21 protein-coding genes are annotated in these 24,747 nt (G+C 33.9%); 10 read left to right on the forward strand and 11 right to left on the reverse strand.

All coding sequences use genetic code 11. From position 1 onward, the window contains the following. Positions 1-46: 46 nt before the first annotated feature. Positions 47-604 carry a YeeE/YedE family protein gene (locus BUB89_RS07490; protein ID WP_073243587.1) on the reverse strand — a complete coding sequence of 186 codons (558 nt, stop codon included), beginning with the start codon at positions 602-604 and terminating at the stop codon, positions 47-49. A 282-nt stretch (positions 605-886) separates the two neighbouring features. On the opposite strand from BUB89_RS07490, the gene BUB89_RS07495 reads away from it, so the two are divergent. The 4 genes from BUB89_RS07495 (at position 887) to BUB89_RS07510 (ending at position 4,476) form a co-directional block, all read left to right on the forward strand. Next, positions 887-1,306: a 2-dehydro-3-deoxyphosphooctonate aldolase gene (locus BUB89_RS07495; protein ID WP_073243830.1), complete on the forward strand. Its 420-nt coding sequence runs from the start codon at positions 887-889 to the stop codon at positions 1,304-1,306. 117 nt (positions 1,307-1,423) lie between these two features. Beyond that, the gene (kdsA, locus tag BUB89_RS07500) at positions 1,424-2,242 is read left to right on the forward strand and encodes a 3-deoxy-8-phosphooctulonate synthase (protein WP_073243589.1); all 819 of its coding nucleotides are present in this window, start codon (positions 1,424-1,426) and stop codon (positions 2,240-2,242) included. A gap of 21 nt (positions 2,243-2,263) precedes the next feature. After that, on the forward strand, positions 2,264-3,124 hold the full coding sequence (locus BUB89_RS07505) for a hypothetical protein (protein ID WP_073243591.1): 861 nt from the start codon (positions 2,264-2,266) through the stop codon (positions 3,122-3,124). A gap of 245 nt (positions 3,125-3,369) precedes the next feature. Beyond that, positions 3,370-4,476 carry a PAS domain-containing sensor histidine kinase gene (locus BUB89_RS07510; protein ID WP_073243593.1) on the forward strand — a complete coding sequence of 369 codons (1,107 nt, stop codon included), beginning with the start codon at positions 3,370-3,372 and terminating at the stop codon, positions 4,474-4,476. A gap of 7 nt (positions 4,477-4,483) precedes the next feature. Here BUB89_RS07510 and BUB89_RS07515 read toward each other — a convergent pair whose 3' ends face one another. Genes BUB89_RS07515 through corA form a run of 3 tightly spaced genes read right to left on the reverse strand, consistent with a single transcriptional unit; the run spans position 4,484 to position 8,937 of the window. Then, positions 4,484-5,665: an acetate/propionate family kinase gene (locus BUB89_RS07515; protein ID WP_073243595.1), complete on the reverse strand. Its 1,182-nt coding sequence runs from the start codon at positions 5,663-5,665 to the stop codon at positions 4,484-4,486. 55 nt (positions 5,666-5,720) lie between these two features. After that, entirely contained in the window at positions 5,721-7,814 is a 2,094-nt protein-coding gene (gene pta / locus BUB89_RS07520; protein WP_073243597.1) for a phosphate acetyltransferase, read from the reverse strand. 52 nt (positions 7,815-7,866) lie between these two features. After that, complete coding sequence (corA, locus tag BUB89_RS07525; protein WP_073243599.1) at positions 7,867-8,937, reverse strand: magnesium/cobalt transporter CorA; 1,071 nt, start codon at positions 8,935-8,937, stop codon at positions 7,867-7,869. Between the two features lie 206 nt (positions 8,938-9,143). Here corA and BUB89_RS07530 point away from each other — a divergent pair, with 206 nt between their 5' ends. Next, positions 9,144-9,578, forward strand: a complete 435-nt coding sequence (locus BUB89_RS07530) for a DUF6526 family protein (RefSeq protein WP_073243601.1) — start codon at positions 9,144-9,146, stop codon at positions 9,576-9,578. 28 nt (positions 9,579-9,606) lie between these two features. Here the strand turns inward: BUB89_RS07530 and BUB89_RS07535 are convergent, their stop codons facing one another. From BUB89_RS07535 to dnaK, 6 genes are all read right to left on the reverse strand, one after another. Beyond that, positions 9,607-10,173: a chemotaxis protein CheB gene (locus BUB89_RS07535; RefSeq protein WP_234982554.1), complete on the reverse strand. Its 567-nt coding sequence runs from the start codon at positions 10,171-10,173 to the stop codon at positions 9,607-9,609. After that, positions 10,170-10,979, reverse strand: a complete 810-nt coding sequence (locus tag BUB89_RS07540; protein ID WP_073243605.1) for a CheR family methyltransferase — start codon at positions 10,977-10,979, stop codon at positions 10,170-10,172. The genes BUB89_RS07535 and BUB89_RS07540 overlap by 4 nt, the downstream gene beginning before the upstream one ends. 1 nt (position 10,980) lies before the next feature. Beyond that, positions 10,981-11,346, reverse strand: a complete 366-nt coding sequence (locus BUB89_RS17990) for a response regulator (RefSeq protein WP_073243607.1) — start codon at positions 11,344-11,346, stop codon at positions 10,981-10,983. 15 nt (positions 11,347-11,361) lie between these two features. After that, positions 11,362-14,913, reverse strand: coding sequence for a hybrid sensor histidine kinase/response regulator (locus tag BUB89_RS07550; RefSeq protein WP_073243609.1), 3,552 nt, complete (start codon positions 14,911-14,913; stop codon positions 11,362-11,364). 22 nt (positions 14,914-14,935) lie between these two features. Continuing rightward, positions 14,936-16,159 carry a hybrid sensor histidine kinase/response regulator gene (locus BUB89_RS07555; protein ID WP_073243611.1) on the reverse strand — a complete coding sequence of 408 codons (1,224 nt, stop codon included), beginning with the start codon at positions 16,157-16,159 and terminating at the stop codon, positions 14,936-14,938. A 573-nt stretch (positions 16,160-16,732) separates the two neighbouring features. Then, on the reverse strand, positions 16,733-18,613 hold the full coding sequence (gene dnaK, locus BUB89_RS07560; protein ID WP_073243613.1) for a molecular chaperone DnaK: 1,881 nt from the start codon (positions 18,611-18,613) through the stop codon (positions 16,733-16,735). 289 nt (positions 18,614-18,902) lie between these two features. On the opposite strand from dnaK, the gene BUB89_RS07565 reads away from it, so the two are divergent. Next, positions 18,903-19,292 (forward strand): DUF1398 domain-containing protein, encoded by a 390-nt coding sequence (locus BUB89_RS07565; RefSeq protein ID WP_073243615.1) that lies wholly within the window; start codon positions 18,903-18,905, stop codon positions 19,290-19,292. Between the two features lie 295 nt (positions 19,293-19,587). Beyond that, on the forward strand, positions 19,588-20,871 hold the full coding sequence (locus BUB89_RS07570) for a serine hydrolase domain-containing protein (protein WP_073243617.1): 1,284 nt from the start codon (positions 19,588-19,590) through the stop codon (positions 20,869-20,871). A 17-nt stretch (positions 20,872-20,888) separates the two neighbouring features. On the opposite strand, the gene BUB89_RS07575 is transcribed toward BUB89_RS07570, so the two are convergent. Then, positions 20,889-21,731 carry a transglutaminase-like domain-containing protein gene (locus BUB89_RS07575; RefSeq protein WP_073243619.1) on the reverse strand — a complete coding sequence of 281 codons (843 nt, stop codon included), beginning with the start codon at positions 21,729-21,731 and terminating at the stop codon, positions 20,889-20,891. A 387-nt stretch (positions 21,732-22,118) separates the two neighbouring features. Here BUB89_RS07575 and BUB89_RS07580 point away from each other — a divergent pair, with 387 nt between their 5' ends. The 3 genes from BUB89_RS07580 (at position 22,119) to BUB89_RS07590 (ending at position 24,719) form a co-directional block, all read left to right on the forward strand. After that, positions 22,119-22,556, forward strand: coding sequence for an acyl-CoA thioesterase (locus tag BUB89_RS07580; protein ID WP_073243621.1), 438 nt, complete (start codon positions 22,119-22,121; stop codon positions 22,554-22,556). A gap of 83 nt (positions 22,557-22,639) precedes the next feature. After that, a complete protein-coding gene (locus BUB89_RS07585) occupies positions 22,640-23,413 on the forward strand; it encodes a patatin-like phospholipase family protein (protein ID WP_073243623.1) in 774 nt (257 codons plus the stop codon). Between the two features lie 76 nt (positions 23,414-23,489). Continuing rightward, complete coding sequence (locus BUB89_RS07590) at positions 23,490-24,719, forward strand: ATP-binding cassette domain-containing protein (RefSeq protein WP_073243625.1); 1,230 nt, start codon at positions 23,490-23,492, stop codon at positions 24,717-24,719. The last annotated feature ends 28 nt before the right edge of the window (positions 24,720-24,747 follow it).

The raw sequence follows: 24,747 nt of genomic DNA on the forward strand, positions 1-24,747 counted from the left end.
CCAATTGGTAATTTTCAACCCATTTTAGTTTATACTCATTTCATATTTATACAATTAAAGGTAAAATAAAATGAGCCATAATTAATCCGCCAATGAAAAACCCAATTACGGCTATTAAAGAAGGAAGTTGCAAATTACTCAATCCTGAAATAGCGTGTCCTGAGGTACATCCACCAGCATAACGCGATCCGAAACCAATCAATATTCCGCCAATAATCAAGATTAAAATCGCCTTTGGAGACTCAAAAACCTGGTTCGAAAACAAAGCATCCGGCATTAATTTTCCTTGTGGAGCATCAATGTTCATTGCTTGAAGAAACTCAATTGTTTCCGGATTTATCGAAACATTAGAAGGATCGCTTAAATAATTTGTGGCTACAAAACCTCCTAGCATCGCTCCGGCAACTACCGCAAGATTCCAGCGTTGTGATTTCCAGTCAAAATTAAAAAAAGATACTTTTTTTCCGGCTCCGGCCAGACTGCACAGGGTCCTCAAATTAGAAGACATTCCAAACGATTTCCCAAAATAAATTAAAATCAGCATTACTAAGCCAATTATAAAACCTGAAATGTACCAAGACCAGGTATGATAAATTATTTCCATATTTTTATTTTTTTGACAAAGTTAAACAGTATGTTTTGCAGGGAGTGTGAGAAATGTTACAGAAGCTCAAAATAATGCTACTTTTTAAAAAAACACAAAAAGGTAGTATAAACTTTAAAGTTCTGAATATCTTTGTATCACTATTATAAACAACCCACTATTTCTAAATTAATTCATTTTATGAAATTACAATTAATAACTAATTTGCGTAAAAAAGTTTTGGAAAATAAAAAACTCATCCTTTTTATAATTTCTAAGAAAATAATAGTTGCAATTGTTTTAATGTTCTTAAGCGGTTCTTGTATCAGTACAAAATCGACGTTGAAAAACGTAGATGATAATGCTCCTGTTCCCCGACTTTCAAAAAACAATACTTTTATCATTACAGAATATAGTAAAGATAAAAAGTACGGGTACAATAAAGATTATCCCATCAATATATTTTATTACAACACCTATAATGAGCAATTAAACGAAGAACGTTTTTTAAATGCTCTGGCTGGTCCTAAAGGCGAGAAAATCAGCTATACTAAAATAGAGACCTGTTGTCCTTTTCCTTCTAAAAGAACAGCTATGGGTGCAGGATTTCTTAATATTTATGAAATTCGCTGGGAAGGTCAAAAAAAACCAATTCTTTTATATTTAAACATCTATGAAAAGGGATATTTAAAATGCCCTGTGGGTTTAAGTATAAAAAAATAGTAAAAACAATAAGTGCTCTTTACAACAAGAACAAACAGCTGATTTTAATTAAAAAAATCACAAAATCAACTCTTAAATCGCAAATCATAACTACATTTGCACTACTAAATATTACCCATGAACATACACGATATTCCTAAAATTAAGCATACAGAAAGTGGTAATTTCTTTTTGCTTTCAGGGCCTTGTGCCATCGAAGGAGAAGAAATGGCAATGCGTATTGCTGAAAAAATTGTTAGCATTACTGATAAACTACAAATTCCTTACGTTTTTAAAGGTTCTTTTAAAAAAGCAAATCGTTCCCGAATTGACAGTTTTTCCGGAATAGGTGACGAAAAAGCATTAAAAATTCTTCGAAAAGTATCCGAAACATTTGATGTTCCTACTGTAACTGATATCCACACTAATGAAGATGCTGATATGGCAGCTCAATATGTAGATGTTTTACAAATTCCTGCTTTTTTAGTTCGTCAAACTGATTTAGTTGTGGCTGCAGCCAATACAGGAAAAGTTGTCAATCTAAAAAAAGGACAGTTTATGAGTCCTGAAAGCATGAAACATGCCGTTCAAAAAGTATTGGATTGTAACAATCAAAATGTAATGGTTACGGATCGTGGAACTATGTTTGGCTATCAGGATATGATCGTTGATTTTAGAGGAATCCCTACTATGCAACAATATGCTTCGACCGTACTTGATGTTACTCATTCCCTGCAACAACCCAATCAAACTGCGGGAGTAACCGGCGGAAGACCAGACATGATTGAAACAGTTGCTAAAGCGGGTATCGCCGTTGGGGTTGATGGAATTTTTATAGAAACTCATTTTGATCCGGCAAACGCTAAAAGTGACGGAGCTAACATGCTTCATCTGGATTATTTTGAGGATTTAATGACTAAACTGGTAGCCATTAGAAAAACCATCAACAACTTCTAATTAATTATTTTTAAAAAAATCGTGAAAAAATTATTCGCTGCTGTATTTGCGGCTATCTTATTTGTAACCAATTTAAGTGCTCAGGAAGAAATAAAATTACAAGATAAATATACAGCCCACAATAAAGGAAAATTTTTTGTTTCCTGGGGCGGAAACAGAGAAAGTTATACCAAATCAGATGTAACTTTTACCGGAAAGGATTATAATTTTACGGTTAGCAACATGGCTGCTCATGACAAACCAAAAGGTTGGAATGTAGATTATGTTAACCCTTCCAGAATGACAATTCCTCAAACTAATTTACGTTTGGGGTATTTTTTTAATGATCATTACAGTGTGGCTATTGGAGTGGATCATATGAAATATGTAATGACGCAAAATCAAACTGCAAATGTTACAGGAGAAATTAATTTACCGTTAACTGCTCCCGGGGCTATTCATAACGGCATATATAACAATACTCCTGTTGATTTTTCGGATATGAGCTTCCTGACTTATGAGCATACTGACGGTTTAAATTATGTACATACTGAAGTTTCTCGTTTTGACGATATGTCTAAACTATTTGGACTTCCTAATATAGATAAAGTACAAATTAATTTAACGGAAGGACTTGGTTTTGGGATTTTGTACCCTAAAACAAATACCAAATTATTAGGAAAAGAACGGCATGATGATTTTCATGTTTCAGGATTTGGAACTTCGATAAAAGCAGGTTTAAACATCACCTTTTTTAAGCATTTTTATGTTCAGGGCGAATTAAAAGCAGGATATATTAATATGCAGGATATTCGTACTACAAAAAGTGCTGATGACAAAGCTTCTCAGGATTTTTTCTTTTTCCAAAGAATTATAGCCTTTGGCGGAATATTTAAAATATAAAAGAATATAAAAAAAGCTGTTTTTCTCCTTGTAAAAACAGCTTTTTCCTTGCATATAAGTTCTTTTTCTTCAAAAAACAACAATTAATACCTGTAGAAAAAACCAATTAATTATCTCACAAAAAAAACCTTAATTTTAGGGTTTAATTTGGAAAATAATTTATTTTTGTATAAAAATTCTCCCCAAGTCTTTTTTTAACCTATTTATTTGTCCTAATACTATTAATTTTTTTTTAGTAAATGATTATGACCAAAAATAGAGAAACTGACTTAGTATACAATTATGATGTTTTCAATAACTTTGAACATTTTTTTGATGTATCGCAAGATTTATTCTGCATTGTAGGATATGATGGTTATTTTAAAAAAATTAATAGTGCTGTTTCCAATCTTTTAGAATATACTACAGAAGAATTGTTAGCAGAACCTGTTAACCATTTTGTGTACAGCACTGATAAAGAAAAAACAAGTCTTGCCCGTAAAAATTTAAGAGACAGAGTTCCCTTGTTTAGTTTTGAAAACAGATACCAAACTAAAAGTGGACGGATTGTCTGGCTTTTATGGACTTCTATACCGGTAGAAGACGAAAAATTAATTTATGCGGTAGCGAAAAACATTACAGATAAAAAAGAACTGGAACAGGAACGAAAAATTCATCTGAAGAGGCTTACTGAAATTAATAATGAGTTCAAGCAATTAAGTTATGCTACCGCTCATGATTTAAGATCTCCGGTAAATAATATGCTTTCTGTTTTCGAACTTTTAGAACCCGAAAGTATTAAAAATGAAGAAACTTTAGAATTACTTTCTATATTAAAAAGTACTACCCATACTTTAAAAGAAAATCTGGACGAGTACATTAGGGTTTTGAATTATAAAAATCAAACGGATAATCAACTGGAAGAAATCGATTTAAACAATTCTTTGGATGAAGTTTTAATTTCGATTAATTCATTAATTCATAATTCTGAAACAAAGATCAATGTTGATTTTTCTGCCGTTGATAAAGTGTATTTCAATAAATCCTATTTAAAAAGTATTTTTTTAAACTTAATAACCAATGCTATAAAATATGTAAAACCTAATACCACTCCTTCTATCTCTATTAGATCCAGAAAACAAAACAATACCATTCAATTAATTATTTCAGATAATGGTATTGGGTTTGATTTAGAAAAAGTAAAAGACAAAGTATTTGGGCTATTTCAAAAATTTAATGAACATATCGATAGTAATGGTATTGGACTCTATTTAGTTCACAACCACATTACAGCACTTGGCGGCCAGATTACACTGGATAGCGAAGTGAACAAAGGTTCTAAATTTACAATTAGTTTTCCGCAGCGATTATAGAATCACTTTAATTGATTAAATCATAGACTTGAGTGGCAATTTCTAATTCTTCATTTGTTGGAATAACCAGAATCTTAGTTTTTGAATTAACGGTATTGATTTCGCGAATAGTATTAGAGCGGATATTGTTTTTATCAAGATCTAATTTTAATCCTAAAAACTCCATTTCCTGGCAAACTTTTTCTCTGATATAGGCCGAATTTTCACCAATCCCGGCTGTAAAAATTATAGCATCAATTCCGTTTAAAACAGCCGCATAAGCACCGATGTATTTTTTTATTCGATATACATTCATATCTAATGCAAGCTGACAATTGACATCACCGCTTTCAGCATTAGCCTGAATATCCCTTAAATCGCTATGTCCTGTTAAACCCAGCATACCGCTTTGTTTTTGCAATACAGTATTGACTTCACTTAACTGATAACCCAGTGTGTTGACCATATAAAAAATCACCGATTGGTCTATATCACCGCTGCGGGTTCCCATTATCAATCCGTTCATGGGACCAAAACCCATGCTGTGATCCATACTTTTACCGTCTTTTATTGCGGTAATACTACAGCCGTTACCAAGATGAATACTGATAATTTTATTACTTTTTTCTAAAAATCCAATGGCTTTTTCCGAAACATATTTATGAGAAGTTCCATGAAAGCCATAGGCTCTTATTTTATTTTCGGTCAATAAATAATTAGGTATCGCATATCGATAAGCCACTTCAGGCATGGTTTGATGAAAAGCAGTGTCAAAAACCGCTACTTGTTTAGCGGATGCAAATACCTCTTCGGCAACCATAATTCCTTCTAAATTAGCCGGATTGTGCAAAGGTGCTAACTCAAAAAGCTGTTTTATTTTTTCTTTAATCGCATCATTTATCATAACCGTGTTGGAAAAACTTGCCCCGCCATGCACTACTCTATGTCCAACAGCTTCAATTTCTTGTGTACTTTTAATTACACCAATACTTTGATCCAATAATAATTGAGCAATTTTTTCCAAACCTGTTTTATGATTCGCAATTGGTATCCTTTCCTCTAATGAATCTTTATTGGTTTTATAAGTAAGATTAGATGTTTCTAAACCTATTCGATCAATCATACCACTACAAATCACTTCTTGTGAAGGCATGTCAATTAATTGGTATTTTATAGAAGAACTCCCTGAATTTATAATAACTATTTTCATTTTCTTTTTTTAAGTTTTTAAGATACTAAGCAACTAAGGCACTAAGCAACTCTGTTTACAATCCCTGAGCCTGAATCGCTGTAATCACTACTGTATTGATGATATCATCTACCGTACAACCACGACTTAAATCGTTTACCGGTTTATTCAAACCTTGTAACATAGGACCTATAGCTAAAGCTCCGGTTTCTCTCTGAACCGCTTTATAAGTATTATTTCCCGTATTTAAATCCGGAAAAATAAGTACACTCGCCTGCCCTGCTACTTCAGAATTGGGCATTTTGCTTTGACCCACTTCCATGTCAACGGCGGCATCATATTGAATAGGACCTTCAATTTTGAGGTCAGGACGTTTTTGTTTTACAATTTCGGTTGCGGTTCGCACTTTTTCTACTTCATCCCCTTTTCCTGATGAACCGGAAGAATAGGAAAGCATGGCTACTTTAGGTTCTATTCCGAAAGCCAGACTGGAATCAGCTGAAGAAATGGCAATTTCGGCTAATTGCTCCGCTGTAGGATTTGGATTAATAGCACAATCTCCAAAAACAGAAACCCGGTCTTCTAAACACATAAAAAATACCGAAGAAACCACACTGCAATTAGGTTTGGTTTTGATGAATTGTAAGGCAGGCAAAATAGTATGCTGAGTCGTATGAGCTGCACCCGATACCATTCCGTCGGCATGCCCTTTATACACCATCATAGTCCCAAAATAAGACACATCTTCCATTAAATCTTTAGCCATAGCTATAGAAACATTTTTGTTTTTACGAAGTTCATAGTAAGTATTTGCATACTCTTCATAAAAGGGTGATTCGATCGGAACAATGATATTTACTTTCGAAAAATCAAAAGCAATTCCTAATTCGGCTACTTTATGCTCTATTTGTTTTCTGTTTCCAATGATCGAAATATCCACCACATCCATTGCCAATAATCGGGAAGTTGCAATAATTATTCGGTCGTCGTTACCTTCAGGAAGCACAATATGTTTTCGGTGTTGTTTGGCTCTTTTTACCAAATTGTACTGAAACATTTTTGGTGTCATTCCATCAGCTTCAAAAGCACTTAATTTATTGGACAAATCATCTAAATCAACATATTTTTCAAACGTACTTATTGAGGTCTCAATTTTATGTTTATTACCGGCATAAATCTTAGATTGTATCGAACCTATCTTATTCGTTATCCGATACGTACCGCCATCTACTGAAATAATTGGTACAACACTATTTAAACCTTCGATTAATAATAAAATACTTTCTTCCGGCAGAATATTTCCTGTGAGAACAATTCCCGAAACCGTGGGATAATTAGCCGATTCATTAGCCTGTAAAGCTCCTAAAATGATATCCGCTCTGTCACCCGGAGTGATGACTAATGCATTTTCTTTCAGGTGCAATAAATAGTTCCTCAGCTGCATTGCTCCCACACTAAAACTTCCTACTTCATTGTTCAGGTATTCAGCACCAAAAAGTATTTTAGCATCTAATTCCTCTACAATTTCTTTTACTGTAGGGTTATCTAAAGTGGATACCACCGGAATAGCACTTACTAACACCTCTTTAGGTAAAATGCTCTTTAAACCATCTGTAGCCAATTGCAGATTTTCAGGCTGAATTTTATTAGCAATAAAAGCTAAAACCTCTACTTCTTTATTTTTGAAAGAATCATAAACCAAATATTCTCCATCTAAAAATTCCTCCAGGGTTTTGCCTACTCCAGATCCCACAATAATTACGGGAATCCCTAAATTTTTAGCAATAAGAACATTCATATCTAATTCGATCGCGGTTCCTTCTCCACTAAAACTGGTTCCTTCCACTAAAACAAAATCAAAACGTTCTTCCAGATGTTTGAATTTTTCGATAATTAAATCGAGAACATCTCCTATTTTTCCTTTATTCTTCTTTTTGATTAATTGACTCTTAGTAATCGCAAAAGCGGCTTCAAAAGAGATATCTAAACCAAAATGAGTAATCACTGTTTCGATATGATTATCTGATTTTCCGTCTTCAAAATCTTCGATAATAGGTCTAAAATAACCCACTTTTGCAGTTTTACCTATCAGCATACTCATTAACCCTAAAGTAATCATTGATTTTCCACTGTTACTTTCGGAAGTTGCAATATAGATGGCTTTGTTCATGGTATTCTTTTTAGATTTAATAATTGTTTCTATAATTAAAGGTTTCCGTGCATTAAAACCATTTATTTTTTTTAAAATAGGCCATCATTCCCAACACCATTAAAAACATAACACCGATCACTATAAAATAACCGTTACGCATTTTTAATTCAGGAATGTATTCAAAATTCATCCCATAGATACCTGCCAAGAAAGTGAGCGGAATAAATATGGAAGAAATAATAGTGAGCGTTTTCATAATCTCATTCATTTTATGTCCCTGAGAAGAAAAAAAGAAGTTAGAAGCACTTTCCAGCATTCCCATATCTGATTCAATTTGTTCTAAAAGTTCTAAACTTTTTTGGTGCAATCGGGAAAAATACACAAAGGAATCCATTTCGATAACATCACAAATAGCATCATCTTTTAAACTTTTTATTCCGGTTAAGGAATCTCGAAGCGGTACAATAGAACGTTTTAAAAAATTAAAATTATCACGGTGTTTTTCTATTCGAATTAAAATTTCAGGATTAGCGCTTCCTTTTGAAAGTGTCAATAATTCTTCTACTTTATCTTCTTCATTTTCAATAGTAACATAAAAATTTTCGATAATAGCATCCAAAAGCAAGTACAATAGATAATCTACTTTTTTTGTTCGTACAATGCCTGATTTTGTTCGAATTCGTTCTCTGATGTGCGTAAAAAAATCACTCCGTTTTTCCTGAAATGAAATCAGCACACCTTCTTTTATCATGAAGCTAATTTGCTCAACGGTTACATTATCTGAGTTTTCTGTGGGCAAAATAGATTTGATATTGAAAAATAAACTGTTATTTGTTTCTTCTAATTTTGTTCTTCGGCTCGTATTTAAAATATCAGAAAGTAAAAAACTATCAATTTCAAAAAAATTACCAATTCCTTCCACAATTTCAATATCGTTCAAACCATGTAAGTTCAACCAGTTATTTTTAGTTAAATCGATACCTGATTTTAAATCTGATAAAAGAACATTTTTATTTTCGGTAAAACCAGATCCATCATAAACAAATAATTGCATTTCTGACTGAGATTGCCTGTGTTTCCCCGTATATTCTAAAGGATTGGGCTGGACTTTTCTGGTCTTTTTATATTTTATTTTTCTCATACAAAAATCATTTGATAGTAATATTACAAAAAACTTTTGGCAAACAATAACAACTTAACAATTTAAAAACAGTGGTTAACATTGGTAAAAGTAATTTTAAAAAAGTGTCTGTTTTATGAGATAAATCATGTTTTTAAAAGAACCTCAAAAAAACTTTTGAATTCTCTCGGGCAAAGGCTAAATTTATAACATCTAAAAAAAATAGTATGGCTACTCAGAATTACAACAATCATATTCGGTTTTATACACCCCATCATTTTGTTTTTTATCCTGTAATTTTATTTTTAATTGGGTTGAGCACCTATTTAGCTTTTACCCATTCGGAATATTTAATATGGGGTATGTTTGCTGTATTATTTATCATTTTATTTTGCTTAGCCTTTATGCTGCGACAGCATTATGCACTCACATTACAAAACCGATTGGTAAAACTGGAACTTCGTTACCGCTATTTTGTTTTAACCGGAAAGCGGTTTGAAATAATAGAAACGCAGTTAAATGACGGTCAGATTTTTTCGTTGCGATTTGCTCCTGATGAAGAACTTATACCATTAATTGAAAAAACTATAGCTGAAAATCTGGATTCTAAAAGCATTAAAAAAGCAATCATAAAATGGAAACCTGATTATGAAAGAGTTTAATTATCAGCCCGGATTTTTGAAGAAAGTTTTAAATGTTAGAATTTAAAAAAGTAACAATTTCTTCTTCATTAAAAATAAAATCAGGATTGGCATTTAGTACTGCAAATTGGGGCATATAAGAGACTTCAGCTGTTTCAGGTTTTTGAACAATAGTTATTCCGCCCTTTTCTTGAATCATTTGTAAACCGAAGGTTCCATCAGCATTTGCTCCTGAAAGCAAAATTCCTACCAGCTGTTCCCTGAAAACAAAAGCAGCAGATTCAAAAGAAACATCAATACTGGGGCGGCTGTAATTTACCTTTTCCGAGCCATCAAGTGCAATGTTATTTTTATCTTCGAATAGCATGTGGTAATCAGACGGAGCAATGTATAACACGCCTGGCTGAAGCTTGGATTTATCCTCTACATACTCCATAGGAATTAATGTTTTGAGTGCAATTAAATCTTCTAAAACAGTATCATAAGAGTTTTTTCGATGTACAACGATAACTATTGCAAAGGGAATGGGCAGCTTTATTTGAGGCAAAATATTAATTAAAACCTGCAAACTCCCCGCCGAACCTCCAAAAATCACCAACTCACATCTTATTCTCATTGTATTTTTCTCCAAATTTTTTCTTTACGCAGCTGCACAAATTTACTGTCGCCCTGCGTATATTTAATGGTTTCTTTAGAGCCTAATGCTAAAAAACCCAAGACTGATAAGCTATCATCAAATAATTTTATGGCTCTGGATTGCAAATCATTATTAAAATAAATTAAAACGTTGCGACATAAAATTAAATCAAACTCGTTAAAAGAAGTATCTGAAACCAGATTGTGCTGAGAAAAAACCATTTTTTCAGATAACTCCGGATTGAATTTCACAATATTAAAATTAGCACTGTAATAAGAGGAAAAATCTTCAGTTCCGCCTGAAGCTAAATAATTTTCAGAATATTGCTTCATCATTCGCAGCGGAAAAATGCCTTTCTTAGCCGTTTCCAGAACACTGGCATTGATATCAGTAGCATATAAAAGGGATTTGTGCAAAAGCCCCAGTTCTTTTAATAAAATAGCCATAGAAAAAACTTCTTCACCTGTAGAGCAACCGGCATGCCAGATTCTGATAAATGGTTTTGGTGCTAAAAAGGGAATGATTTCATTTCTTAAAACACTATAAAAAACAGGATCCCGAAACATTTCGGTTACATTAACCGTAATTTCTTCAATCATTCTTTTATAATATTTTTCATCCGTTTGTATGCGGTGTAAAAATTCGTGAAAATGACTAAATCCATCCATTTGATAGAGCCTGTCCACCCGCCTTTTTAAGGAAGCCTTGGAATAATTTCCAAAATCAAAACCGTAATGTTCATAAACTTCGTTAATAAGGGTTTCCAACTCTAGTTCTTCTATCATTTTATATTTTGTCAAGCGCGGCTAGCAACTTGTCTACATCAATAGGTTTAGAGATGTAGTCATGTGCTCCCGCTATTAAACATTTTTCGCGATCACCCACCATGGCCTGAGCCGTAACGGCAAGTATTAAGACATTTTTTCGGTGAGGTATCTCTTTTATCAAAGGAATGGCTTCATAACCATCCATATCCGGCATCATCATATCTATTAAAACAGCATCAATAACTTCATCTGTTTCTAATTTTTTCAATCCTTCTTCGGCACTTAAACAAGAAACACATTCAAAAGATCTGGCTCGTAATGTTGCTGTTAATGCAAAAATATTGCGAGCATCATCATCAATAATTAAAATTCTTTTCCTGGTCATTTTAGCAACAAATTCTTAGTTGGTTTTATCGTACAACCAAACTCTTAATAATGAAAGTAACTGATCAACATCTACCGGTTTTGTAATATAATCTGATGCTCCAGCCTCAATACATTTTTCACGGTCTCCTATCATTGCTTTTGCTGTAACTGCGATTACAGGCATTTTCTTAAACAATGGATTTTTACGAATCTGGACAGCTGTTTCATAACCATCCATGTTAGGCATCATCATATCTAATAAAACAATGTCAGTATCCGGGTTTTCTTCTAATGCAATTAAGGCATCTTTACCATCAATTGCAGTAATAATATTCATTTTAAAAACCTCTAAGGATTTAGTTAACGAATATATATTTCGAACATCATCATCAACGATTAACACTTTTTTACCGTTGAGAATATTATTTAACAAATTCAGCTTTTTATCTACTTTAGAACTATCTCCGTTTTCTTCCACTAAATGAAGAAACAAAGAAACTTCATCCAACATGCGTTGGTAAGAATGTGCTGTTTTAACGATAATCGAATCGGCATATTTTTTAATCTTAACCTCTTCTTTCATCGACAGACTTTTACCTGTAAAAACAATCACTGGCAGAGTTTCTAATCCCTCCGTTTTCTTTAAACCTTCTAAAATAGCATAGGATTGCTTGTCCGGAATTCCCATATCCAGGATAACACATTCCACATCACTATTAGTCAAAGCTTCTACTCCGGCACCTACTTCACTCTTAATTTCTGAATGGATATTATATGTTTCCAGAAAATAAGCCAATGCCTGAGCATGATGAGAATTATCCTCAATAATTAATACTTTTTGGGATTCTTTATTAATTATCCTTTCAATTTTTTCAAAAATAGACGGAATTTTTTCAAATGCTACCGGTTTATCTAAAAAGTTAACCGCACCTTTTAATAAACTTTCCTGTTTTACTTTATGTGATGACATAATGTGTACAGGAATAGGACGGGTTTTAGAATCTCCTTTTAAATCTTCCATAACTTCCCAGCCACTTTTTACAGGCAATTCTACATCCAGCAAAATCCCCACAGGACTGTATAGTAAAGCATAATCTAAGGCATAATCGCCCCTCACTGCCACTATTCCTTTATATCCCTGATTACGGGTATATTTCAATAAAGATTTAGCAAAATTGATGTCGTCTTCTACAATTAAAATCACTTTGTCTCCAGGGGCTAATGTAGCTCTGTCATCTTCAATTTCATCCGGAATAACCGGGCTGATGAATTTTTTTACAATTGGCTTTACTTCAACGGAAGTTTCCGCTGAGGAATTCTTTTTCTCTTTATTTTTTATTGATTTTTTACCATAAACCGGTAAACACAAAGTAAATTCACTTCCCTGATTGACAACACTTTTTAATTTAATTTCTCCTTTTAACAACTTAGCTAATTCCCGGCTTATAGACAGTCCTAAACCAGTCCCGCCATATTTACGTTTTGTAGAACCATCAGCCTGCTGAAAAGCTTCAAAAATAAGCGGTTGCTTGTTCAACGGAATTCCGATACCTGTATCTGTAACAATAAAACAAACCGTTCTGTCGTTTTCAGGATCCATTTTTATTTCCAGAGTAACCTTTCCTTCCGAAGTAAATTTAATAGCATTAGAAATCAAATTTTTAATAATTTGTTCCAAACGAATTTTATCTGTTCGGATTACCAATGGCGCATTGTCTGCAATAATTTCGAAAGCAATATTTTTTTCTTTGGCTACAATAGAAAATAAATTTTTCATTGTATCTGTTATTTCCTTTACGGAAACCTCCAGAAATTCTAACTCCATTTTCCCCGCTTCAATCTTAGATAAGTCGAGTATTTCATCAATTAAACCTAATAATCCGTTTCCTGAACTCTGAATAACTTTTGCAAATTCTATTTGCTCTTCATTCATATTATTATCATTGTTTTCAGAGAGCAAACGACTTAACAATAAAATAGAATTTAATGGAGTACGCAATTCATGCGACATATTCGCTAAAAATTCTGATTTATAACGGGTTGTGACTTCTAAATCTTCTGATTTTTTCTGAATTTCAGTATTTTTTTCTTCTAATAAAACACTACGTTCCGCTAGTTCTTCATTGGTTTGCTGCAACTCTTCCTGTTGTACACGTAATTCTTCTTCTGATGCCTGCAGTTTTTCGGTTTGCGCTTCTAATTCAGCATTTATAGCTTCCATTTCGCTATGCTGAATGCGTAATTCTTCTGATTGTGCCTGTGTTTCTTCTAATAAATCACTTAAATGTTTGCGGTTGATAGTAGCTCGTAAACCTACTCCGATATTCTTAGCAACTACTTTTAAAAACTCTAATTCTAAATCAGTATAAGTAGTAAGACTTGCGAGTTCAATAACACCTTCAACTTTATTATCAATTACAGGGAAAGCGACAATATGCATTGGTTTAACCTCTCCCAAAGCATAAGAAATCTGAATAGCATCTTCTTCAATAATTTCTAATTCTAATAATTCTTTAGAAACAGCAGCCTGACCTATTAAGCCTTCACCCAGTTTAAATTGCTCCCTTTTTTCATTGGCAGTAAAATTGTAACCTGATTTAGCATATAATCTATCTCCTTCCAGCACATATAAAACCCCTGCACTACTATTAGTGTAAACCGCTAAAAACTGAACTACATCACCGGAAAAGACATCCATTGTTTTTTCACCCAGCATTACATTATTTAATTCAGCAACTCCGGCTTGTAACCATTCCTGATCTTCTAATAAGCGGAAAGATTCTTTTAGTGATTTCCCCATACTGTTAAGAGAAACACTAACACTACCCAGAGTATCATTGGTTTTAGCCTCAATTTGAATATCATAATTGCCCTCCGAAATTTGTTTTGCCACCTTACTAATAGTACTGATACGCAATGCTGTTTCTTCTTCCTTTTTTTGGAGTTCTCTTTGCAATTCTAAGCGTTTTTTATGATCTTTTAGAATTCGAATTAGAAATAACCCACTAATAATAAGAGCAATAATAAAAGCGGCAACAATTAATATCGAACTGTATTTACCATAACGTTCCGATGTAGAAATGCGTTCGGTTAATAATCTTTGTTCCTCTTTTTCAATGCGAGAGGTAAGATCATCCATTTTTGCCATAAGTTCTTTTCCCCGATCTAAATCATAAGCAAGAAAATTGACCCCGTTTTTTTTCTCCAGAATTTTTTGATTCAAAAATCGAAAATATTGGGCTCGCAAAGGTTTTAGCTGAACTAATCTTTTTTGCTGGATAGGATTATCAAGTGTTAGTTCTTCAACTGTATAAAAAAAAGTATCTGATTTAGCTTCATTTTCATCAAATCCAGCTAAAAAACTTTCTTTACCGGTGATTAAAAATCCTCTCACGCTGGTTTGCGATTCCAGTAAAATTGATTTGCCTTCGTTTATATTATAGATTACTTCCTGTGTATGATACACCAGATTATTGCTTTGTAAAAGACTGCGAATACTTAAAAAAGAAGCTATTGAACTGACCAGTAATATAATTACTGATATGGCAGAGCTAATTAATACATTTCTTTTAAAATTTCCGTTCATAGTAGATTAAGGGTAAATTAGCTTATAAAATTATTTCGTTTGTTAAAGGTAAAATCAGGATAAAAGTGGCTCCTTCATTAGCAACACTTTTGGCAGTAATTAAACCATTGTGTTTTTCAATTATTTTTTTTGCAATGGCTAGACCAATTCCGGTTCCTTCGTAAGCACTTCGGACATTCAGGCTTTGAAAAATCATAAAAATGCGATCGATATAATTTTCATCAAAACCAATTCCATTGTCTTTCACCTCAATGCGGCAATATTTCCCGTCTTCTGAAGGTTCACTGTCAAAAGATTTTTCAGCAATAATTTGTGAGGAAACAGAAATAACCGGTTTAGTATCTTTTTTAACAAATTTCAGGGAATTGCCAATCAAATTTTGAAAAACCTGACGCATCTGGCTAGGAATAACGGTAAGTGTGGGTAAATTGCCCACGTAGATTGAAGCCTCTTTTTTATCAATTAAGTAATCAAAATCAGTGACAACTTCTTCTACAATTAAATTCAGATCTGTTTCTTCCGGAGGCACATTCGAGGAAAGTCTGGAATATTCTAAGAGATCCGTTATTAAATTTTCCATCCTTTCGGCAGAGCGAATAGTCCGGTCAATGTAGTCTAAAGATTTTTCCTCCTGAATCAGGAATCTTTCTTTAATCATTTTAATAAAAATCTGAATTTTTCGAACAGGTTCTTTTAAATCATGCGATACTACCCATGAAAATTGCTGTAACTCATGATTACGCATTTCTAACTCTTCATTCTTTTTTACCAGTTCTTTAGTTCTTTCGGCAACAATAATCTCAAGATTTTCCTGGTCTTTTTTTCTAATTTCAATTTCTTTAGCTAATAAATCGCGTACAATTTTAAGTTCATTCTGCTGATTGTAAATTTTCAAGAAGGTTTTTACCTTTAAAATCAGTAAATCAGGATCTACAGGTTTAGTAATGTATTCAACACCTCCTGTTTCATATCCTTTAGAAATAAATTTCTTTTGTTTATTAACTGCTGAAAGAAAAATTACGGGTATGTCCTTGGTTTTTTTATTTCCGGCTAAAATTTCAACAACTTCAAAACCATCCATTTTAGGCATTTGCACATCCATAATTATTAAAGAATAGCTTTTCTTTAAAATTTTCTTAAGTGCTTCTTCTCCTGATGTCGCTGTATCAACCTCAAGATTATGTAACTCCAGAATTTTTTTCAGGGCAATTATATTTGCCTCAATATCATCAACAATTAAAATCATAATTAGGTATGCCTCTTTTTCAAATGGATTTGTCAGATGGTCAGGAGACTAAAATTTAAATTAATAAAACTTTTTACAACAGTACTATTTGCAAAACTTTTAAACATCTTAAATCAAAAATAAAGAAAAGAAGTCATAAAACCGCTTTATATAAAGCAATTTTCAAATTTTAAATCAAGTATTAAATTCACGACATGCTCTGTTTTCAATTTTTTTTGATTCCGTAATTCATCATTCTTTTATGGTCATTTATAAAAAAAACAGCCTTAGTTAGAAAGCTGTTTTTTTGTACTGAAATTTCAATCTGTATATGGGGCTACAATAGCTAACGCATTATATTCTATGAATCTCATTGACTAAACTTTTTTTATTTGACTTCTGTTAAAAAAACAAATACAACTGTTTTCATTATTTCAATTTGTATATTTCAAAATTCATGAATTTATCAATATAAGCTCTTATATAATTTTTCAGATATGTTTCAAAATTTCATTTACCCCTATTTATAAATAAAAAAACCGAGCCATTTCTGACTCGGTTCTATCTTAATATTTAGTAGTAACTACTAAATAATTACTTCACTTCTTCGTAATCTACGTCCTGAACGTTATCACCTTCAGCTTGTGGTTCAGCTGCAGCAGCTTGACCTTGCTCTCCTTGAGCGTACATAGCTTCAGTAGCAGTTTTCCAGGCAGCGTTTACATTATCTAAACCTTTTTGAATAGCAGCGATATCCTGAGATTGGTGTGCCATTCTAAGTTCAGTTAAAGCAAATTCGATAGCTGTTTTGTTCTCGTCTGAAATTTTATCTCCTAACTCTTTCAATTGAGATTCAGTTTGGAAAATAGTACTATCAGCTTCGTTTAATTTTTCAGCTCTTTCTTTTGCAGCTTTATCCGCTTCAGCATTAGCTTCAGCATCTTTTTTCATTTGTTCGATTTCATCAGCTGTTAAACCAGAAGAAGCTTCGATACGGATATCGTGAGATTTTCCAGTTCCTTTATCAGTAGCAGTTACTTTAATGATACCATTAGCATCAATATCAAAAGAAACCTCGATTTGAGGAACTCCTCTTGGTGCTGGTGGGATACCATCTAAGTGGAAACGACCAATAGTTTTGTTATCAGCAGCCATTGCTCTTGCTCCTTGTAATACGTGAAGCTCAACAGATGGTTGAGAATCAGCAGCAGTAGAGAAAACCTGAGATTTTTTAGTTGGGATAGTAGTGTTAGCTTCGATAAGAACAGTCATTACACCACCCATAGTTTCGATACCTAAAGATAACGGAGTAACGTCAAGTAACAATACATCTTTTACATCTCCAGATAAAACTCCACCTTGAATAGCAGCTCCAATAGCTACAACTTCATCAGGGTTAACTCCTTTAGACGCTTTTTTACCAAAGAATTTTTCAACTTCTTCAACGATTCTTGGGATACGAGTAGAACCTCCTACTAAGATTACTTCGTCGATATCAGAAACTGTTAAACCAGCATTTTTCAACGCTTTAGCAACTGGTTCCATAGAACGTTTTACTAATGAGTCAGTTAATTTCTCAAATTGAGAACGAGATAATTTCTTAACTAAGTGTTTTGGTCCTGAAGCCGTAGCCGTAACGTATGGCAAGTTGATTTCAGTTTCAGCAGAAGAAGACAATTCAATTTTAGCTTTTTCAGCAGCTTCTTTGATACGTTGTAATGACATTGGGTCAAGACGTAAATCAATTCCTTCTTCAGCTTTAAATTCGTCAGCTAACCAGTCAATAATTACGTGGTCAAAATCATCACCTCCTAAGTGAGTATCTCCATCAGTAGATAATACTTCGAAAACTCCGTCTCCTAATTCAAGAACAGAGATATCAAAAGTACCTCCACCTAAATCGTAAACAGCAATTTTTTGATCTGTTCCTTTTTTATCTAATCCGTAAGCTAAAGCTGCTGCTGTAGGCTCATTGATGATACGCATTACTTTAAGACCAGCAATTTCACCAGCCTCTTTAGTAGCCTGACGTTGAGCATCGTTAAAGTAAGCAGGAACAGTAATAACTGCTTCAGTTACAGTTTGACCTAAATAGTCTTCAGCAGTTTTTTTCATTTTTTGAAGTGTCATTGCTGACAATTCCTGAGCAGTATACAAACGACCGTCAATATCCACACGTGGTGTATTGTTGTCTCCTTTTACTACACTATAAGGAACTCTTTTTGCTTCTTCAGTAATTTCAGCAAATGAATGTCCCATAAAACGTTTGATAGAAGCAATAGTCTTAGTTGGATTAGTTACCGCTTGTCTTTTAGCAGGATCACCTACTTTAATTTCTCCACCTTCTACAAAAGCGATGATAGATGGCGTTGTTCTTTTTCCTTCTGCATTAGGAATAACAACTGCTTCGCTACCTTCCATTACAGAAACACAAGAGTTCGTTGTACCTAAATCAATTCCGATTATTTTACCCATTTTTAATATATTTAATTTTTATTATATACTCGATTTAATAACTCAAGGTGCATAAGTCAATCTTTGTGCCAATATCAAAGCCTACTGTAAATTGTCAGAAAACAGAAAAGCTGTCGCAAAATTAGCTGACAATATGACATTTTAAAACAACTGACAGTCTTGCGGAGACCCTAATTAAAACTGTCACATAAAATCGTAGTAAAAATTTACAGAGCATTGAAACTAAAACAGAATGATATTGCTATAATTTGTTTTTAAACTATATTTGAAAAACTTAAAAAATTAAAATATGTTTACCATAGATCAAATCAAAGCAGCACATGAAAAAGTAAAATCGGGAGCTGATTTTCCAAATTACATTCAGGACTTAATCAATCTGGGTGTAAAAGGTTATGATACCATTGTGAGCGACGGTAGTGTATCTTACCTTGGAGATAACGGTTTTGCTGCAAGTACCGAAAAAAAATACGACACCCTGGCTGTTGCTGCTGTGGCTAACAAAGAGCGTTTTATTGAATTTCTGGTCATGCATCAGGACGGTCAAACGGATTATTATACTTTTTGCCAACATGCTGCTCAATGCGGAATTGCCAAATGGCGTGTGGATATTATCGAAATGAGCTGTACCTATTATGATACTGCCGAAAACCCTATTCTGATAGAAAAAATTCCTGCATAATTAAAAAATCCGTACCAATTAAGTAACATTAACCCGTTGGGTGTAATTAGTTTTTAATAATAATTTTTCGTCAGTTCGAGTAATTTTCGATAGAAAATTGTATCGAGAACAAGAAAAATTTTATTAAAAACGGTTCTCGATACATTTTTTGTTTCGTCCCGTCCCGATGTTTCGGGATCGGGACAGCACAAAAAACACTCGAACTGACGTTTTTAATAATTACACCCAACGGGTTAACATCTGTATAATCTATGGGTTATTAATCCAACTCCCAATATTTTAAATTACCCCAACCATGAAAAAAACGCTTATTGCACTTTTTGCCATTTGCAGTCTTAGCACTTTTGCCCAAACGCATTCGGTAAAAAATTCCCCTAAACTTAGCGAAGCCGCTCCTGAAAGCGTAGGAATGTCCAGCGAACGCCTGGCACGTATTGACAATATGCTCAATAAAGCTGTTGCCGATTCGGAAATTCCGGGCGCCATAGCTTTAGTGGCCAGAAAAGGAAAGATTGTTTATCTAAAAGCATTTGGAATGGCGGATAATGCCAGTTCCAAAGCTTTAAAAACAGATGCTATTTTCAGAATTGCTTCACAAACCAAAGCCATAACTACAACCGCTGTGATGATGCTTTGGGAAGAAGGAAAATTTAAACTCGACGATCCTATTGCTAAATACATTCCAGAATTCAAAAATGCACAGGTTTTGGATTCCGTTTATCCCGATGGAAAATACACTACAAAACCTGCCAAAAGAGAAATTACCATTCGCGATTTGATTACACACACTTCCGGAATTGGATATGGCGAAATAGATAGTGACCCGCGTTTTAAAAAAATCTATAAAAATGCCGGTGTATCCGATTTATTTACAACAGATAAAATCACCATTGCCGAAAGTGTTAAAAAACTGGCAAAACTCCCTTTGCATCATAATCCCGGAGAAAAATTCACCTATAGTGAAGGACTCGATGTTATTGGGTATTTTATCGAAATTATGTCAGGTATGCCGATGGATGAATTTTACAGAACCCGTATTTTTGAACCCTTAGAAATGAAAGATACTTATTTCTATTTGCCTGAATCAAAATACGACAGATTAGTAAGCGTTCAAACTAAAGAAAATGGCAAATGGGTGCCGTTTCCCAATACTTTTTATGATACTAATTATCCAAAATCAGGAGCTAAAAGCTTTTTCTCCGGTGGTGCAGGACTTTCAAGCACTGCCAGAGACTATGCTACTTTCCTGCAAATGTACCTGAATAAAGGCGAATTAAACGGAATAAGATTGCTAAGCAGAACGACCGTTCAATTTATGTTAGCAAACCAAATAGGTACTATTTGGGCTAATAGTGATGCCGGTCACGGATTAGGTTTTAGAGTTTTAAATCAGAAGGGCGAAGATTCAGGCGGTCAGGGAAGCGCCGGAACATTCAATTGGGGCGGTTATTTTAATACGCAGTATTTTGCTGATCCTAAAGAAGAATTGATTGGAATCATTTTAAAACAAACACAAAAAACAACTGACAACACAGGTTGGAAATTCCAAATTCTGGCCAGTCAAGCAATTGATGATTAATATAAAAACAAGCCGTTTCAACCATAAGAAACGGCTTCCTTTTTTTCTTTATCGAAAGGAATAAAATCGGTAGCAACGGGATGGCATTCGACTTTCATAAAAGTACAATTCACTTCGCCAAAAAAACTGGCCACAGCTACTTCGCTGGCATCTTTAGCATCGGCAATTTTGACTAGTCCATTGGGAATACTTAATTGAGTAGGATCAAAAAAGAGCCACTTCCCCCCTGCATATGCTTCAAAACAAGCATGAAAATCCGGTGGATCAAGCGCATAAGCATAGCCAGTAAAATAACGTGCCGGAATATCTAAGGCGCGACACAAAGCAATGGCAAGATGTGCAAAATCTTTACAAACACCTTCTTTTAAATCCAGGACATCACAAGCGGAACGACTGGAGTCACTAGTACCTGCTTTGTAAGTAACATGATTAAAAACCCATTCGTTTATTGCTTTGATTTTAGTGTATTCATTAGGTAAATGTCCAAATTGCTGATTTGCAAAATCTAATAATTTATCCGATTCACAATACCTGCTTGGAGAAATAAAAGGTAATACTTCGTTCTCTAAATTAATAATAGCAATGGATTGTGATAATTTTTTATCAGGAATCAGTTCATGCAAAACGTCAACTTCAGCTTCATAACTGATGGAAAAAACAGTTCCTTTGTCTACCTCCATTTTAATGAAACGAGTGGCTGAATTTTGCAATACAAATTCTTCGTATTTAATTTCGGGAGTAATGGTAAGTGATTCTGAAATAATTAATTGCGTTGGCAAACGGGCAACCTGAATATTAAAAATAAAGGTGGTTGCAGAAAAAGCTTCGTAAGATAAAAAACTGCTTACTTTAAATCTCATTTCGTAAAGGTATTAATTATCACTTAGATTACTTACAAAACTCACTGTCCTTAACTTCCGCAGTCGAGTGTCAAATGTTTGAAGAAATGCGTAAAAAGAAAAGCTGTCTGAGCGATAGCGAGTTCTTTTCTTTTAGCATTCGAAAACTAATTTGACCGATGAGGAAGTGTAAGACTTGATTTTTTTGTTTCTTTTTTGATCAAGCAAAAAAGAAAAATGGGAACTCTTTTTTTTTACTTTCAATAAAAATCTTAATTCGAAATTAAACAAATAAATCTTGATAATCATTCTAAAAGTAAATTTATCCCAAACTATAAAGAATCGCTTTCTTTCTTTTTGGCTTATTTTTTTTAAATTTACGAAAACATAATTTTTTAAAACTACAGTATGAGTTCTTTTAGCAAACAGTTATCTTTTCGTTGGTCTGATTTAGATCCTAATTTCCATGTTCGCCACAGTGTTTATTATGATTTTGCAGCTCAGCATCGAATGGAGATATTAGAAAGTCTGGGACTGACACTGAAAACATTTCAAAAACAACATTTTGGTCCGGTACTTTTCAGAGAAGAATGTGTTTTTAGAAAAGAATTAAAACTGGGTGACGCTATCACACTTCATACTAAAGTAGCCAAGATGAAAGCAGATGCTTCCCGATGGTCTATTGCCCATGAATTTCGTACCGAAGACAACCTGCTTTGTGCCACGCTGACTGTTGACGGAGCGTGGATGGATACTAAATTACGTAAACTTGTTGATCCTGTTCCGGAGATTGCTATCGAGGCATTAGCCAGTATTCCAAAATGTGAAGACTTTCTGGAATCATAAATTTTAATCGAATTTCTCAAATATTTGAAGAATATACAAAAAGACAAATACAACTTTTGAGATAAATAATCGTAATAATAAAAATGAAAACTAAAGTCGGAATTGTATTATCTGGTGGTGGTGCCAGAGGCATTGCTCATTTAGGACTCCTGAAAGCATTGGAAGATTTAAATATCAAAGCCTCGCATGTTTCAGGAACCAGTGCAGGTGCCATTGCTGCTGCGTTTTATGCAGCGGGTTATTCAGCAACAGAAATATTAGAAATTCTGAAAAAAGGACAAATATTTAGTTTTTCAAATCTTTTAATCAAACGACAAGGCTTGTTTGCGATGAAAGGTTTTCACGATATTTACCTGAACTGTTTTCCCGCCAATACCTTTGAAGATTTACAAATTCCGTTATACATTACCGCTACCGATATCTTAAAAGGTGAATTAGTCTATTTTTCTAAAGGAAATTTGTCCAGTGCTATCATGGCTTCCTCTTGCCTGCCTCTATTGTTTCAGCCTGTTGAATACGATGGAAATTTGTATGTAGATGGTGGCGTTATTAACAATTTTCCCATCGAACCTTTAATGGGACAATGCGATATCATCATTGGGAGCTATGTTAATTCTATTAAAAAAGAAGTCGATAAAGTAGGCATGAATAACATTCTGGACCGTTGTTTTCATTTAGCCATGAAAAGTTCTGTGGAGCAAAAAACACTCAGTTGTGATTTTTATTTTGAACCGCCCAATATGAGCCAGTTTAGCCTTTATAACCTTAAAAATGCTGACGAAATTTTCAATTACAGTTACCAATACGCTTTAACATTGGAAGACCAAATCAAAGCACTTAATATTCAGACAGATTAATTTTCGATTTAACCCTAAACTTCTAACTTCTAACCTCTAACTCCTAACTTCTAACTTCTAACTTCTAACTTACAACATGAATACTGCAACCCATTGGAATATTCTTTTATCCAATCAAATCAATAAAAAAACATTTATAGAAACCATTATTTCCGGAAAAGCCGCTGCCGAATTAGCGCCTTTTAATGACCTGAAAGGAATTCTGTATTCTGATTTAGCTATTGATCATTTTATCCAGAAAGAGTTTCAATATCTTGAATTGACTGCGGTAGATTCTAACAGAAAACTGAGTACTTTTTCTTCCGGACAACGCAAAAAGAAATTCCTTCAGTATTGTATAAACCAAAAACCGGATTTTATCATTTTTGATAATCCCATGGATCATTTAGACCAGGCTTCCAGAGTAGAATTATCGAAAGCACTGGAAGAAATGGCATCTCATATAAAAATCATCCAAATCATCAATCGTGCAGCCGATATACTGCCTTTTATTTCGAATAACAGGCAAATTAATTCGGATGCTTATATTCTGGAGGAAATAATTACTGAAGCCCACGAAAGTAAAATAATAGCACAATCTGGTATTCCGCAACCGGCACATACTATTGCTTATGACGAAAAAGTGCTGGTTCAAATGAACAATGTCAATGTAAGTTATAATGAACGACCGGTAGTTAAAAATATCAACTGGACAATTCAGCAAAATGAATTCTGGCAATTAATAGGCCCCAACGGCTCGGGAAAAAGCACGTTGCTGTCCTTAATTAATGGCGACAGTCCTAAAGGTTACGGACAGGATTTATATCTCTTTGGTCGAAAAAAAGGGAGTGGTGAAAGCGTTTGGGATATCAAAAAGAATATTGGTTATTTTGCTACCAATATGACCAGTTTGTTTACCCGAAATCACACGCTGGAACAAATGATTCTTTCCGGTTTTTTTGATTCTATCGGATTGTATGATTTACCTACTACTTTACAAAAAAAGATTGCCGATGAGTGGCTGGATTTAATAGGGATGAAACACCTTAAAAACAAAATGTTCAAACGCCTTTCGGTGGGGCAACAACGGCTGGCTATGATTGTACGTTCGGTATTAAAACATCCGCCATTGGTTATTCTAGACGAACCCGTAGAAGGTCTGGACGATGAAAATGTAGCCTTAGTGTGCCAATTGATTAATTTGCTAAAACATGAATCGAATATGACTATTGTGTATGTTTCGCACCGCATCGAACCTAATTTGGCTCCCAATGCTGTTTTCGAATTGATTCCGTCCGAAGAAGGTTCTGTAGGGATTATTAAATAAAATAAAGCAACTGATTATTACACAAATT

The sequence above is a fragment of the Flavobacterium flevense genome (assembly GCF_900142775.1).
Lineage (GTDB): Bacteria > Bacteroidota > Bacteroidia > Flavobacteriales > Flavobacteriaceae > Flavobacterium > Flavobacterium flevense.